Source organism: Blautia schinkii (genome assembly GCF_013304825.1).
GTDB lineage: Bacteria > Bacillota > Clostridia > Lachnospirales > Lachnospiraceae > Blautia_A > Blautia_A schinkii_B.
The window spans coordinates 1-16,514 of sequence record NZ_JAAWUO010000016.1 but is presented as its reverse complement, the minus strand read 5'-3'; the positions used below and the strand labels follow the sequence as shown (position 1 = coordinate 16,514).

10 protein-coding genes and 2 pseudogenes are annotated in these 16,514 nt (G+C 34.5%); all 12 read left to right on the top strand.

Going from position 1 to position 16,514, the window contains the following annotated elements; all coding sequences use genetic code 11:
* Window positions 1-32: 32 nt before the first annotated feature.
* The 12 genes and pseudogenes from HFM85_RS12400 to HFM85_RS12345 all read left to right on the top strand — a co-directional run bounded on the left by HFM85_RS12400 (window position 33) and on the right by HFM85_RS12345 (window position 16,144).
* Window positions 33-329: a hypothetical protein gene (locus HFM85_RS12400; RefSeq protein ID WP_173738486.1), complete on the top strand. Its 297-nt coding sequence runs from the start codon at window positions 33-35 to the stop codon at window positions 327-329.
* 146 nt (window positions 330-475) lie between these two features.
* A complete protein-coding gene (locus HFM85_RS12395) occupies window positions 476-2,401 on the top strand; it encodes an HsdM family class I SAM-dependent methyltransferase (protein ID WP_173738485.1) in 1,926 nt (641 codons plus the stop codon).
* Window positions 2,391-3,497, top strand: coding sequence for a restriction endonuclease subunit S (locus HFM85_RS12390; protein WP_173738484.1), 1,107 nt, complete (start codon window positions 2,391-2,393; stop codon window positions 3,495-3,497). The genes HFM85_RS12395 and HFM85_RS12390 overlap by 11 nt, the downstream gene beginning before the upstream one ends.
* Before the next feature lie 186 nt (window positions 3,498-3,683).
* Complete coding sequence (locus HFM85_RS12385; protein ID WP_173738483.1) at window positions 3,684-4,019, top strand: hypothetical protein; 336 nt, start codon at window positions 3,684-3,686, stop codon at window positions 4,017-4,019.
* A 182-nt stretch (window positions 4,020-4,201) separates the two neighbouring features.
* Entirely contained in the window at window positions 4,202-5,959 is a 1,758-nt protein-coding gene (locus tag HFM85_RS12380; protein WP_173738482.1) for a hypothetical protein, read from the top strand.
* Window positions 5,960-6,148: 189 nt separating this feature from the next.
* Window positions 6,149-6,712: a recombinase family protein gene (locus HFM85_RS12375; RefSeq protein WP_173738481.1), complete on the top strand. Its 564-nt coding sequence runs from the start codon at window positions 6,149-6,151 to the stop codon at window positions 6,710-6,712.
* Window positions 6,713-6,965: 253 nt separating this feature from the next.
* Window positions 6,966-9,026: a recombinase family protein gene (locus HFM85_RS12370; protein WP_173738480.1), complete on the top strand. Its 2,061-nt coding sequence runs from the start codon at window positions 6,966-6,968 to the stop codon at window positions 9,024-9,026.
* Window positions 9,027-9,115: 89 nt separating this feature from the next.
* A complete protein-coding gene (locus HFM85_RS12365) occupies window positions 9,116-9,388 on the top strand; it encodes a hypothetical protein (protein WP_173738479.1) in 273 nt (90 codons plus the stop codon).
* 11 nt (window positions 9,389-9,399) lie between these two features.
* A pseudogene (locus HFM85_RS16705) lies at window positions 9,400-10,506 on the top strand (PDDEXK nuclease domain-containing protein).
* Between the two features lie 40 nt (window positions 10,507-10,546).
* A complete protein-coding gene (locus HFM85_RS12355) occupies window positions 10,547-15,319 on the top strand; it encodes an SMEK domain-containing protein (RefSeq protein ID WP_173738478.1) in 4,773 nt (1,590 codons plus the stop codon).
* A 113-nt stretch (window positions 15,320-15,432) separates the two neighbouring features.
* Window positions 15,433-15,741 (top strand): annotated as a pseudogene (locus HFM85_RS12350) (hypothetical protein); the annotation flags it as partial.
* 31 nt (window positions 15,742-15,772) lie between these two features.
* Window positions 15,773-16,144: a TnpV protein gene (locus HFM85_RS12345; protein WP_173738477.1), complete on the top strand. Its 372-nt coding sequence runs from the start codon at window positions 15,773-15,775 to the stop codon at window positions 16,142-16,144.
* Window positions 16,145-16,514 lie beyond the last annotated feature (370 nt).

The following is a 16,514-nucleotide window of genomic DNA, read 5'->3' as shown; positions in this document are numbered from 1 at the left end:
AAAAGTACATAATTATGAAAGGTGGAATGATTGTGGCAAAGAAAGATATGTCTGCATTATTGGGCGGACTTGCAAATAAAAGCGAAAAAGAACAGGCTGCAAAGAAAGCGGCTGCAAGTAGCGGTACAGCGTATGTTGCAAAAGCGGAAGATGATGAAAAGACATCACGTGTAGGCAGACCTGCGAAATATACAAAGAACAATCCAAGAGCAACAATGACACTTGCAATTACAGCAAATCATAGAGACAAGATTAAGCTGTATGCAATGCAGAATCATACGACTGTAAGTGAATTGTTCATGCAGTGGATTGATGAAAATTGCAAATAACATATTTATATAAATATATAAATATGTAAATATATAATTACGGAATTAGTAGCCGTAGTAGCAGATTTTGTGGGTATGTGGGTAACTCTGAGAGTTATCCATATATCCACAAAATAAAGAGGAAGAACAAAGGAGAGACAGCTATTATGCTTAGACATGATATGGTTGAAACTGTTGGAAAGGAATTTCTGACAAGCAATATAGAAGCCGGAGAATATAGCTATGTTCAGGCAGCAGGTGGAAAAGCACAGTTAGAAGCAAAGGTTGGTCATCCTGTATCACATTTCAAATTGGATATTCGATTTGAAATGGACGATGTAGTAGTTTTGATTGAGACGAAGCAGAACTATGTTGATGATGATGAAAAACAGTTGCGTGAGTATCTGGAAGAAGAACGTGCAATTCATCCGGGCAAGAAAGCTATTTGTATTCTTGCTAATACAAATAACGATAAAATTAAGGTGTGGAAGTCATTCGTTGATGATGAACACGTATTGAAAGATGAAGCTATGCTGGATAGAATGGCTCATTATGTAAGGTTGTTCAGAATCAATAAATCTAATGACCGAGAAACGGTGCTTAGAAATACATATTCATTGAATGAGCTTTTACATAAAAAAGATATTGACGAGAATCTTCGCAGTCAGTTTGTAGGAACAAGCCTTTTGTATATTAAAGACCTTGTGAAAAAGAAAGGTGCTGTTTTGATTACAAAAGAATTTGTCGATTCAATGAAAGAGTTCTGGAATCTGATGACACCAAAAGGCATCAGAGGTGCTATTGAAGGTGTGTTATCTGATTTATTGGATGGTTCGGATAATAAGGCTAAAAAGGTTGAGTTGCTTCAAAAGAATGTTCTGGGAAATCAGAAAGTTAGAGCTTTGAAAACAACTGATTGGGTAGATATTCTTGAAAAAATCATGTTGGATATATACAGATATATTGATACTGATAGCTCAGAAGGGCAGGATATTCTGAATATGTTCTTTATTGCATTTAATAAATACACAGGAAAAGCAGACAAGAATCAGGCATTTACGCCTGACCATATTACAGAGTTTATGTGTCGTGTTACAGGTGTAGATAGAACAAAGCGTGTGCTGGATGCGACTTGTGGAAGTGGTTCTTTCCTTGTACAAGCAATGGTAAAAGAGCTTGCTGATTGTAGACGTGGTAAACGTGAGGAAGAAGCAAAAGACCTTATGTGTAAGGTGAAAGAAGAACACATTTATGGCATTGAAGTGGAAGAAAAAGCCTATGGTCTTTCTACAACAAATATGCTGATTCATGGAGACGGAAACAGTAATATCAAATTCGGAAGCTGCTTTGATTGTAAGGATTTTATTAAAGATGCAGACCCAGATATTATTCTTATGAATCCACCGTATAATGCAAAACCTATTGGAATACCAGATAAATATAAAAAAGATTGGGGAAAAGCAAAAGATGGTAAGGAAGACCCAACAAAGGGATTGGTGTTTATTCATTATTTGTCTGATGTAATCAAGGAAATGAATGACAAAAGAGAAGAAGATGGTCAACCACGTAAGACTGTGAAAATGGCTGTATTACTTCCTGTTGCAACAGCAATAGGAACAAAAGCTATTATTCAAAATGAAAAAATATCAATGTTAGAAAATAATACATTAGAAGCGGTATTTACATTGCCAAATGAAGTTTTTTATCCGGGAGCTTCGGTTTCTGCGTGTTGTATGGTGTTTACGTTAGGTGAACCGCATATTAAAGCTGATGGAACTATGAAGGAAACATTTTTTGGCTATTATAAAGAAGATGGGTTCAAGAAAAAGAAAAATCTTGGACGTGTGGAACAGTTTGATGATGATGGAAATAGTAAATGGAAAGTTATTGAAGAAGAATGGCTTCGTTTATTCCGTAATCATAAAACAGTGGATGGTTTATCAGCAACAGCAGAAGTATCTGGAAAAGATGAATGGCTTTGCGAAGCATATATGAAAACTGATTACACAAAACTTTGTGAAGAAGATTTTCAACAGACATTGAATAATTATCTTGCATACTTAATGAAGGAGGGCAAGATTTATGAATCTTAATGTTGACGATTGGAAAGAGTTTAAAACATCAAAATTGTTTTATGATATGCAAAATGGTAAAGCAAATCAACAAATGCTTGAAGATGGAAATGAATGTTTTTATGTAGGGGCAAAAAAAGATGACAATGGAGTTATGCTGCATTGTGTTAAAGATGAAAGCTTGATGACAAAGGGTAATTGTATTATATTCATTTGCAACGGACAAGGTTCTGTAGGATATGCAAATTATATGGATGTGGATTTTATAGGAACAACAGATATTGTTGCAGGATATAATGATAATTTGAATCAATATACAGGTTTGTTTTTAGCGACTATATATTCGCAAGAAAGACCAAAATATTCATTTGGGAGAAAATGGAAAACTCATTTGGCTGATACAAAAATCAATCTTCCTATCCAGCATAACGCAGATGGAACACCATTTATTGATGCAGATAAAAAATATTCTGATGATGGGTATGTGCCAGATTGGAAGTTCATGGAAGATTATATAAAATCATTAAAGCATAAGCCGTTGACGACACAAAATAAAGTTGAAAATACATTGAAGTTTGATGTTGGAGAATGGAAATATTTTTACTTAAAAAATATTTGTGATATTACAATGGGAAATAAAATGGATTGGTCGGCGATGACAATGGATAATCCAGAAATAAATTTTGTAGGTCGTTCCGCAGATGATAATGGTGTGGCTGGAAAAGTTGATATTGTGGATGATGTAGAACCGTATAAAGCAGGATGTGTTACAGTTGCATTAGGTGGAAGTTTAGGGTCTTCGTATTTACAAAATGAAGCATTTTATACTTCACAGAATGTATCTGTTTTGGAGTTTGAAGATGAAGTCTCTGATGCTGCAAAATTATTTATTTCTTGTCTTATTATGAATGAAAGTAAATATAAATATTTTCCATTTGGTAGAGAATTAAATACGCATATCAGAACAGATTTTGGATTCACGTTACCTGTTAAACATAATGCAGACGGAACAATCTTTATTGATGATGAACATACATATTCAGAAGATGGGTATGTACCAGATTGGCAGTTCATGGAAGACTATATTAAGTCGTTACCGTATGGTGATAGATTGTAAATTTAAAAGAACAGATGGTGTATAGATGCTGTACATCACCTGTTCTTTTTTTGCACTTTTCAAAAGGTGAACACGATAAAAACAAAATCATAACCTGGGATAGGAAAAATGATTTTTATGTGTTATATTTCAAGTATGGAATAAATAAAATTAAAAATTTCAGATAGAAAGTTGAGGTAATTTTTTATGAGTAAACGTAGTAAAAAAGAAAATGAATTGTTAGAGTTTTTGAGTGAAGACGAAAGAAAAGTCTATGAAGAATTTGAAGCAAAGTTGAAAGCAAAACGTGATGTTGCTGTGAAACGTCAGAAAAAGGAAATCAATTTCTGGAAAGAAGTTGATGAACGTGAAGACGAAGTGTATCAGCATATTCTCGAAAAGAGAAAAGAGAGAAATGCACAGCAGACAGCACAGCCTGTACAGTCACAAAATGTAAATCATGAACAGCAGGTTCATGTTGAAAATGTGAATGTACAGGAAAGAGAAAATGGTGCGAATCCTTTCTTTAGACAGGAGCAGTAAAAACATTTTTGCAAGCCCCGCAGGGTCGGGGGAAAGTCCAGAATGGGGGCAGACAGCCCCCACTGGCGAAAGGAAGCCTTTGATGCGAAGCGTCAAAGGTTGTATTGAGCAATATTTGTACATGGTACAAATATTGGGAAGAATGTAGAAACAAATAAAATGGTAGAGAGGGGTGAGATACAATGGCAGAAGTAATGACAGTATCATCATCGCAAGGCAGACCAGCCGAGTGGCATGACCAGCGATTGACTACACCAACAAATGCAGATAAGGCTCTTGAAAATAGAAATGAACATTGGATTGGTGACAAGAATACAACAGATGCAGACAAGTTCAATGCAATTTTTCAGGAATCAGTTGATAAATTTAATGCGAAGCAGACAAGACCTTCTCGAAAAATGGGAATGGAATCTACAAAGCCCGAACGACAAAAAAGCTATTATGATGGAATTGTTGATGGAACATTTTGCTATGGCAAAGGGGATATGCAAGAAACAGCAATCCATGAAGCTGTATTACAGGTTGGAAACAAAGATGACAATGGTGTAACTGATACTGATTTCGATATGGAACAGTGGAAAGTGTTAAAGAAGTCCGGTCACGAAAAAGAAGCAAGTGAATACGCACTTGCACACTTGAACAAAAGTGAAAATACAGAAAGAACTAAAAGAATTTTACATCGTGCCGTTGACAGAATTGCAAACTTAGACCCTGAACATCTTGTTGTCATTCGTGCTGACTATCATGGTGATGAACCATGCGGAACAGGTCATGGTCATATTGCATATGTTTTGAGAGCAACAGGCTATGAAAAAGGAATGGATGCGAGAGTTGGAAGTGTAACAGCATTGAAACAAATGGGGTTTGAAAAAACTCCTGACAAAGAATATGGAATCACGCAGTTACATGAAAGATTTAAAGAAATCATTGCAGAAGAAATGGTTGCGGATGCACTTGAATATGGTTACGAAGCGATTCAAAGAGCACCGGATTCAGGTGAGCATAGAAAACATTCTACTGTCGGAGAATTTAGATTGTTGGCTGCTGAAAGACAGGATGTTGAAGAAGTCAAGAAGGCAAATGAAAAACAGAAACTTGCGAATGAAGAAGACGCTCAAAAAAATAGAGAAGATACAGATTCAATTATTGATTCTGTTATTGCACAGCAAATAGAATCTTTTGCATTAGAGCGAAAAGAAAAAAGTTTGGATGCACAGCAGAAAAATATTAAGCTTGTGCGAGAGGATACAGTGAAAGCATTGCAGACTTTATTAGATGCAGAAGATGAAAATGATTTATATGAATTGCAAACACTTTTCGATAAAAAAGTGAAATCCATTGAAGCAGATAAACAGAAAATCAAGACTGAAAAAGAGAATCTTGCAACTGAAAAAGAGGAACTGAAAAAATCACAAGATGAAATGGATTTGCGATTAGAAACTATTTCATTGCGTGAAACTGCTCTTGACGATGTTAAGTTGGATTTGGATGAAAGGAAAAAGAAGCAGGAAGAGGATGAAGCTGCATTTCAGGTCAAGGAAGATGCTCTTGAGGCTCAGAAACTTGTAAATGAGACGAAAGAAGCGGAAGTTGAAAAACAGAAACTTGAGAATGAAACGAAAGAAACAAAACTCAATCAGAGAGATGCAGAGCTTGATAAAAAAGCAAATGCGATTGATACACTGATTGCAGATGCAGAATCTTATAAATCACCTGTTGATATTGCGAAACACGTTCTGAATATTTTGAAAGAATCCATGACCGCAGAAGGACAACGTTATGCGAATAAGTTTATTGGTATTATTGATAGAAATTCTGATTCTTTGAATCAAAAATATCAGATGCAAGTTGATGAAATTAGAACGAAGCGTGAACAGATTAAGCAAGGTGTGTATTTTGATACAGATGAGCAACAGGATGAATTTGATAGAAGTAAGTGAAGGAAGACACTCCCTTATATGGGAGTGTTTTTTCTTGTATTACGTGTAAAAATAGAGCGTACCCTATTTTAAATTTATTGTGATGGGTTGTATTATTGGATAATATGTGTAAAAATAGAGTTATAATCGAATTTATTTACAAATAGTAATATAAATACTCTCTATTTTTACACGAAAGGAGATTTTAAGATGAAAATTGCATATGTACGTGTCAGTTCGGCTGACCAGAACGAAGCCAGACAGGTCGAAGCATTGAAAAAATATGATATTGAAAAGTGGTTTGTTGAAAAAGTATCTGGAAAAGATATGAACAGACCAGAGCTGCAACGATTATTAGAGTTTGCTCGTGAAGGTGATACAGTGTATGTCAAAGATTTCAGCAGGCTTGCACGTAGTACAAAGGATTTGCTGGAACTGGTTGAGAGATTCAAAGAGAAGAATATACATCTTGTATCATTGAAAGAGAATCTTGATACATCGACTGCCACAGGAAAATTGATGCTCACAATGATTGCTGCAATCAATGAGTTTGAGCGTGAGAACATTCTGGAAAGACAGCGTGAGGGTATCGCTCTTGCAAAGCAGAGAGGAGCATACAAAGGTCGTAAGGCTGTACGGGTGAAAGATTTCGGCAAATATTATGATAGATATTTGCGTAGAGAATACACGAAAAAAGAGCTGGCTGAGGAATTAAATATTTCAAGACCAACTCTTGACAGGCTTATTAAAGAGTATCAGCAGTTGGAAAAGTAAAATATAGCGTTTTATGCACTGTATGACCTCGTGAAGGGGTGTGAAATGTGTTTTCCGTAAGATTGTGTGTTTTTATATAAAACGTGCGTGGTGAGGTCATACGGTGTCAAATATGATGTATTGTAAAAAGTGGGTGTTAAGCTCACTTTTTTAATATACTTGGCAATCATGTAGATAAATGTTGAAAGAAATATATCAATGATATATAATGGAAGCACGATGAAAATTGAAAATCAAGAAAGCGGGTAGGGACATGGCAAGGAAAAAGATGAATTGTTATATATACACACGTGTTTCCACAGAAGTTCAGGTCGATGGATACAGTCTGGAAGCTCAGAAAGAGCGATTGAGACGAGAAGCGGCTCACAGAGGTATGAAAGTAGTAGGTGAATACAGTGACGAGGGACGAAGCGGTAAGAATATTACAGGTCGTCCAGAGTTCAAAAAGATGTTACAAGACATCAAGAGTAGCAAGGATGATGTTGATTATGTGCTTGTATTCAAATTGTCGAGATTTGGACGTAATGCGGCTGATACGCTTAATTCATTGCAATACATGGAAGATTACGGAGTAAATCTTTTATGCGTAGAAGATGGCATTGATAGTGCAGGAGCATCAGGAAAACTGATAATCAGTGTACTGGCATCTGTTGCAGAGATAGAGCGTTCCAACATACAGGAGCAGACGATGGCAGGAAGGCAGCAAAAAGCACGTGACGGTTTATGGAACGGTGGTTTTGCACCATACGGCTATAAATTGGTGCCTGTGGACGGTCAGAAGTCAAAGATGCTTGTTATCAATGACGCAGAAGCAGAGCTGATAAAATTGATATACAAGAAGTATTTAGGCGGTATGGGTGTTGGAGCTGTGGCAAAATGGCTCAATGAGAACGGATATACAAAGACTGTACGTCAGAACGGTACAGTGCCACTGATAAGTGCTCATTTTGTAAAAGGCGTTCTGGATAATCCTGTGTACGCTGGAAAGATTGCGTATGGACGCAGGAAGACGGAGAAAATCGAAGGTACAAGGAATGAGTTCCATGTGGTGAAACAGGATAAAGATGATTACAAGCTGTATGATGGTCAGCACGAAGCTATCATTGACGAAGACACATGGTACAGGGTACAGGTGAAACGTGCAAAGAACGCTTTTAAGCGTGAGAAGACACATAGTCTGATGCACGAACATATATTATCTGGATTGCTGAGATGTCCTGTCTGTGGTGCACCGATGTACGGTGTAGTGAATCGCAAGAAAAAGAAGGGTTCTGATGAATTTTACACAGATATGTGGTATTACATCTGCAAGAACAGAAAAATGGTATCAGGGCACTTATGCGACTACAAGAAGCATATCAGACAGGATGAAGTGAATACAGAAATCATGCAGATATTGAAATTCACGATAGACAATTCAGAACTCAAAGGTATGTTTGAAGAAAAGATGGGTTCTCGCAGCAATATTGATGATTTGCAGGCAGAAAAGGAGCGTATTGAGAAAGAGCGTGAGAAGCTGTTTGCAAAGAAGGAAAAGCAGTTACGCAGAATCAATGACCTTGATATTGATGATGATTTATATGATGACCTGATGAAGTCATACAGGGCACATTTATCAGAAATCAATGAGCAGATAGCAAATACAGATAATTTGCTGTATAACGTTGAGATGAAGATTGATAATGCACAAGGTGTAAATCTATCAGCAGAGGTATATAAACGTATTGCAGAAGAGTTTATACAGAATATTGACAGTCTGACGGATGAACAGAAAAAGATTCTTGCAAAGATGATGATTGAGAAAATCGAGATATTCACAGAGAAGCAGGAAGACGGCAGATGGGTCAAGTCTGTACAGTTCAAGATTCCTATGAAGATAGGTGATGAAATCGTTGATACGCTTGAAATAGAGCCATTAGAATCATATCAGCAGGGCGATGATGATTCCCTATCCAATGAAGAACATGTTGAAAGCATCGTGCTCTTGTCCCACAAGTCACCAGATAGCCATATAGATGTGAAAGTTGAATTTGGAGAAGGTGAAGAAAAGGTACCTTTAGATAAAATTGCGGAGCGGGCAAAGCAATATCAGCCGGCTCCAAGGGTTACATATAAAATGATACAAGAATATATTGAAGAAAAATATGGCTTCAAAGTACATACGGCATATATCGCAGAGGTAAAAAGAAATTTAGGATTGCCGATGTATGATGCACCTAATATGGTAGAAGAGTTGAAACAGCCGAGAAGGCATCCGACGGCGGAGAAAGTAGAAGCGATAAAGGATGCATTAAAACATTTTGGGGTGATTTAATATGAGCGTTATTTATATGTTATTTACTGTGAGCTTTGATTATAATAACTATTGAAGAAATTATATCAGTTATTTGGAGGTCAAATGGAATGGGAAATGATATATTTAGCGCGGTAATTGAGCTCAACAAGATTAGACAGCAGGCATATGAAATATACTTACCCATAGTGGAGGAATTGTGCAACAGAGAGGTATCAGAAGAATTGTCTCATTGTCTCGATTACTTATTAGATTTCGCAGATGATGCGAGTATGCTGGAATTGTATAAAAAGTTGTGCAGAAGATTTGTATACACATATCCTGGATGTATAAATTTTTATGTCAATGCCTATAAAGAGATGTGGGAAAAAACAGAATTCTGAAAGGGGTTTACATGAATCAACTTATAAAAATGGATGAAGAGTATAGGAAGTGGATTGAGGACATAGGAAAACGCTATAAACAGAGACAGATTAAGGCATCTGTTTCTGTTAATCAGGAAATGATTGGTTTCTATTGGTCTATAGGAAGAGATATTGTAGAAAAGTCGGCTGAAAGTAAGTGGGCAGTGGATTTTTTGTTAATTTAAGTAAAGATATGAGAACAATTTTGCCAGGGGTTCAAGGCTTATCAAGTTCGAATCTCAGATATATGAAGAAATTTTATGAATTGTACAGTGATCCAATTCTTCCACAATTTGTGGAAGAATTGAAGAGCAAAGAGGATTCAATAAATGTTCCACAACTTGTGGGAGATTTATCGGATAAAGAATTGTTTTCGATTCCGTGGGGACATCATAGAGCTATCATTGATAAATGTAAATTGGACAGGGAAAAATCAATATTTTTTGTGAAGAAAACGATTTTAAATAATTGGTCAAGGGCAGTACTTTTAAATTTTCTTGATACCGATTTATATGAGCGTCAGGGAAATGCAATTTCAAACTTTGAATACGCATTGCCTGAACCACAAAGCGACCTTGCACAGGAAATAACAAAGGATCCATATAATTTTGACTTCGTAGCAATCAGAGAAGATTATAGTGAGAAAGAGTTAAAAGACGCATTGATGGACAACATCACAAAATTTCTTATGGAACTTGGAAAAGGGTTTGCTTTTGTTGGAAGAGAATATACAATACCGATTGAAGGAACAGAGGAAAAAATAGATCTTTTATTTTATCATCTGTATTTGCATTGTTACGTTGTTGTTGAAGTTAAAATAGTAGCTTTTACATCGAGTATAGTGGTTCAGTTGTCAAGACATTGGACAGATTGGTACATATGTGAATATTGTGGATGATTTGGTCAAGACAGATTTTGATGCAAAAACAATTGGTCTGATTATATGCAAAAGCAAAAATAATATCCTTGCAAAATATGCGGTAAATAGTTCAAAAGAACCGATAGGAATATCTGAGTATAAGTTGTCAAATTTATTGCCTGTGGAATATAGAGCTTCTATGCCAACGATAGAAGAAATTGAGAATGAACTCAGGTAAATATTTTAAAAGAAACTAACGGATAAGGAGCATTGAATATATGTTGAATTCAAACGAAAGAATGGGTTTCATAATTGAATATATGTCTTCATATGATGAAAAAATCAAAATGGCAAATAAAAACGGATTATTTGATGCTGCAAAAATGTTTGAGTTATTTGCGATTGAGGTATGTAATGTATGGTTCGGACAGAAGTTTAGTAATCTGAATGACGAGACGGCAACTTATCCATATGTAGATTTGATATCAGAAAACAGAGAACTTTTAGTGCAGGTAAGTACTGTACAAGATGTACCAACAAAAATAAAAACTACATTGGAAAAGATAAGGGATTCAAAAGATAAAAAATGCTCGGACTTAAAGAATATTGTATTTTTTGTACTTAGTAATAATAGTATTGATAAGGTGAGAGAGTATAGTGGGGATAATCAAATTGGGAGTATTTCATTTACTATTAAAGATAATTTGATTACTACAAATGATATTATAACTAAAGCACAAAATGATCTTAATTTTCAGAAGAAATTATACAAGGTATTAAAGGATGAGTATGAGAACTTTAATATTAATATCAGAAAATTTAAAGGTGCATTGGAACTTAGTAATTCAGGGTTGAAAAATATTGAAGGATTGATTAACGGAGAGTATGAAATCGATAGAAATGAATTTCTTGAAAAAATAACAAAAGACAATGAGCGATATATTTCAATACAAGGTGGAGCTGGTAGCGGTAAATCTGTTTTATGCAAAAAATATGTTGAAAATGAAAAATTGGTTTTATATGCTCGTGCTGAAAGATTTTTGGAAGAAAGTCATATTGACGACATTTGGGGTTGCTGTATCCAAGACGTTTTAGAGTGTATTAATGGAAAGAAATTAATATTCTTTATTGATGCTCTCGAGTTTATTGCGGACTGTGCCGAAACAAAATTTGAATTATTACAGTATTTGTATGATATGGCGGCAGAATATCAAAATGTGTACATAGTAACATCTTGTAGAACGAGTGATAAAAATGCTTTTATTAAACTGGAAACAAATTTTTCAATAAAAATTTATGAAGTTGGCGATATAACAGAAGATGAACTTGCATTGCTTATGAAGCAATATCCGATTATTCATAAAATGTATAAAACAAATTCATATGTTGATTTATTAAAATCGCCCTTTTATATAAACTTGATAGTTAGTAATTCGATGGATATTGATAATATAGGTGATGAAAATTCTCTAAGAGAATATATTTGGAAAAACATAATATGTTTGGAGGAAAAATCTCGAATGTATGGCATACTCAGTAACAAAGTTATTGAAACTGTTGAGAAGATTGTGTTTGAAAGAGCTAGAAAATTTATGTTGGGTATTCATAAGGACGATATAGATAGAGACATAATGCATGCATTGCTTTCAGAAGGTGTAATTGCTCAACAAGGAGATTATATTAGACTGAAATATGATATTTTCGAAGATATTTGCTTTGAACATTATTTTGATAAAGCTTTTGATTTGTGCAAAGGGAAGTATAAGACCTTCTATGATGAAATAGAAAATCTTGGGCGATGTGTGTATAGACGGTATCAGATTTGGATTTCAAATAAAATGTTTATACAGGTAAATAGAGATAAGTTTTTATATAGCCTTACTTTTTCTGATGAGATTCCGCAAAGTTGGAAAAGGCAAACAGAAATTGGAATTGTTAAGTCAAGGTTTTGTGATAATTATTTCGAAGAACAAGGGTCGGAGATTCTGGAACAAGGCATGTTGTTCGACTTTGTGAAGAATATTAATTTGTTCGCATTTGAAGGTGAGTTATTACATATTAGACAAGAATCACCACAAATGAAATTGTCCCCAATTGGTAATGGAAGACCATGTATTATTCGACTTTTGAAAAACGAAGAAATATATAAGAAAAATATAATCGGAAGAGATGATATAGTTAAGTTATGCTTGGATTATGCGAAACAAGAAGATAAAGTGGCAGTTATTGCTTCAGATGCATGCGCTATGATGGAATATTATGTGGAATATTCGTTGCAGGAATCTGAGCAAGAAAACTATTATAAAATCATAGATGAAATATCGTCTTGCTTGGAAGCACTTTATCGAATGGCAGATAACTCAGAAGAGTGGTTAAAAAAGTTTTTTAATACATTGATTAATAATTATATTAATGGAAATAGAAAAAGTATGCGTAAGTCAGAAGATATTATGGAATGGACATTGAAGAATGCTTATCCTGCTTTGGTAACTGGATTAGCAAGCGAATTGTGTTCGATAGCTGATATACTATGGTTACGTGGAAAAGTAGATGCAGAGGAATTTGATTTCTATAGAGCCGATAGACTGTCTAAGGGTTTTGAATATGGATTAAGTGAGAAAGCTGAACATTATAATTATTTATATAGAACAGTGTACGAGAATGCATTTTTATGGAATCTGTTTCGATTGAATTTTAAAGTGGGATTTCATTGGGCAATTCAATTTATAAATAGGGTAATATTAGAATATGCAACTAATAATCCTGAATATGTAATAAAAATCAAAGTAAAAATTAGTGAGAGTAATGCAATAAAGGAATATTGGGGAAATGGAAACATGTGGCTTGCAGGGAGTAGAGATCACAATGTACCTACCTTAATAGGAGATGTTATTTTTTGTCTTAAAGAGGCTATAATAAGCAGTTTGGAGATTTGTAAAAAGGATCATGAATTCACTGTTGCATTTGCAAATTATGTCAAAGAAACTATTTATTCAAAATCAAATAATATAGTATTGCTTACAATCATTGAGAGTATAGGAATGCACTTTGAAAACGAATTACCGGGTTATGCTTTGGATTTGGCTACAAGCATAGAACTTGTTCATTGGGATACCACAAGATATATGTTGTACAAAAAAAATCCGACAAAAGAGTTGCTCGAAAGGCAAATTCTTAAGACCATGGGGATACCTGAGCTTAAAGATAGATATGAGTTGGATAAAAAATGTGATTTGAGTATACAAGAATATGTATCTCATACACAGATATATTTTGATTCAATGGTTCAGGATAAATGCTATGGAATTCTTGATTATTTATATTCAATTATAAAAAATGATGCAGAAAATGCACAGGACTATTTACAGATTCAAAAAATGGATATGCGTGGTGCAAAAGCAACCAAGATAACCGACAATATAATTATGTTAGAACCCCAAATATCAGGGGAAGCAGAAAAAATTGTTCTAAGACAAGAAGAATTCAATAAACCTAAGCAGAGATTAAATGCGGCGATTAAAAAGTGTAATGATAATATGGTGTCTGGGCAGATTGACTTGCCATCAACTCTTGATGCAATTAAAGTTATTTTAGAATTGATGAAGGATACTGATATGGCATTTCAATATGAAAATCTTTTGATACTTTTAATTGCTAGTGCAATAAATCATCAAGAATTAGAAAATGAGAAAAGGGAAAAGTTTTGCACAATATGGATTAACGGAATAGAGAAATTGTTTTCTAATGGAAGCTTTTTGGCAGATATTGCACTTATGCCAGTTTTATTGAATCAATTGGAAAATGACGTTGCTATTGGGATAAAAAATAAAATAAAGAAAATTGTGTTGGATTGTTTGATGTATAAGGGGCAACATGGTGTTATTGATGAAATGGCTAAATACGTGAAGAGATATTTAGCTAATCACGAGACTTTGGCACAAGCGGTATTTAATACAATTATTAAATTATCTGAAGATCAGATGGAACATCAAAAATATAATGCTAATTATTTGAAAGTGAGTAAGAAAGATAAGGAGTTTATATTTAATCCTAATATGCAACCTAAGTTGTCAGGAATAGATCGTTATATCAAAGATGATGATGGAAATTGTTATACTAGTCGCGAAGAGGAGATAATAGATAGGTATCTGCTGCAGGAAGAATCTTTAGAGATAGATGTTTTTGATATGAGTAACTATGATATATCTACAATATGCTATGTTGCAAATTGCGGCCTAAATTTTACGAATGAATCTTTTAGAATAGTTATTCATGAAATTTTGCTATGTGTGATTGATATTTGGAAATATACTAAAAGAAATTATAATGCTCACGAAATTTTTGATGTTTACCAAGAACATGAAATCATAGAGCTGTTTCAGCGGGAAATGATTCAAACCCAAGATGATGCAAAAATGGCAATCGATATATTATTTGAAGAGATTGATTTTACAAAATTTACAACAGATACAATTGAGTTCTATCAAGATATCTTTGGCAATTTTTTATGTGAATTTTTTGACTCATATGTTGACTCAAAAAGAAGAAATATATGTAAAAAGAAAATTCTATATATTGAGAAAAAAGTAAATGACATTGATGAGGAGTATGTTCGAATACAGTTATATAAATCTCTTATGCTTTCTGTAACGAGATATTGCACGGGAGACTGGAGTAAAATCAAAACAAATTATTCATACGTAGATAAGCAATTTTTGAATAAGCAATTTACAAAGTATGGAAAATATCACATAAAGGAACTGTTGAGAACGATTTACCAAATGCATATGGATGAATTGCTGCCAGAAATATTAATTTCTATTAGAAATAGCTTTCAAAATGCAAAATCTGAGGTAAATAAATTTAAAAAATCAATAAGAGAACAAGAAGCAATAGTACAGTTGATTATCCTTAAATCCTTTATTACATATAGTGATAAAATTAAACAGGATCAAGAACTTATTGAAGCATATGAAGATATACTTGAAATATTGATCAATTTAAATTATGAGCAGGCGGCTGTTATTTTGGATGAGTTTAGGATTCATTAATGGATGCAGGTTATTATTCATCTGAAATAAATATAATAAGAGATGCACGTTCGCTAAATGATATTTGTGGATGGTATCGTCAAGGTTAGATTTTGTGGGAAAGTGGTAATACAGTTGAGACGGTTGTTCTTTTGTCCCAACAAAAACCAGATGACACGATAGAGATCGACTTAGACCTGGACGAGCTGGATGCCACCAGTGCCGAGTTGAAAGCAACCTATCAGGAAATCAAAGATTATGTGCTGAAAGAATTTGGCTTGAAGGTTTCAAGTTTATATATTTCTCAGGTAAAACGCAAATGTGGAATTGAAGTGGGAGAAAACTATAATCTTCCAAAATCAGAAAATGCAAGAGTTCCGAAATGCCCGAAAGAGAAAGAAGATGCTATCAAGGCTGCCCTGAAATATTATGCGATGATCTAAGGACATCGCTGATTTCAAGGAGGAATAACACATGAAAAGTACATTTGAAAAAATGGGTGGAACCTACACACTTGGCGCAGACGGAATTTACTATCCGAATCTTGTCAGTACAGATGAAGAACCGCATTATGGGAAATATGGAATGATGCGGAAAACATATCTGAAAGAGTATCGTCCGGCAATGTATTCACTGTATATGCTGGAAGACAGACTGACAGAACATCTGAATACTGTGGACGATGAAGCACAGGAGAGAATGGATATTCTTGTGCGTCAGATGATGGATAGGCAGGGCATTACGGAAGAATTGAAAGTTCGTGATCAGATGAAATGGGTCAGAGCGATAAATGGTATTCGTAATATGGCGGAAGAGATTGTGTTAAATGAATTGATTTACAGGTAAACAAAGAGCTGAACAGGTAGGAAGAAAAATCCTATTTGTTCAGCTTCTGCATTTGTAAGGGTTCAAAGAAGAATCAAATTACAATTCCATATCAGGTGACCTTTTCTAAGTTCCGGAAGGTTGTTTTTTCTGCCATGGTTATAAGTTACACAGATTTAATTATTCCATAGTATGGCTTAAAAAATATCCGAATATAACTTCACAGAAATAATTATAATGGGGAGATTATTTGATATATTTGTGCTAATATTCTGCAATTCTACTGCTAGTCGATTGATTTATGCGTACTCCCATTATAATATGTGTGCAGGAGGTGTGCGCCAGTTCGGTGCCAAATATATAACTGGTGGGAATCCAGTCTGGTAAGACT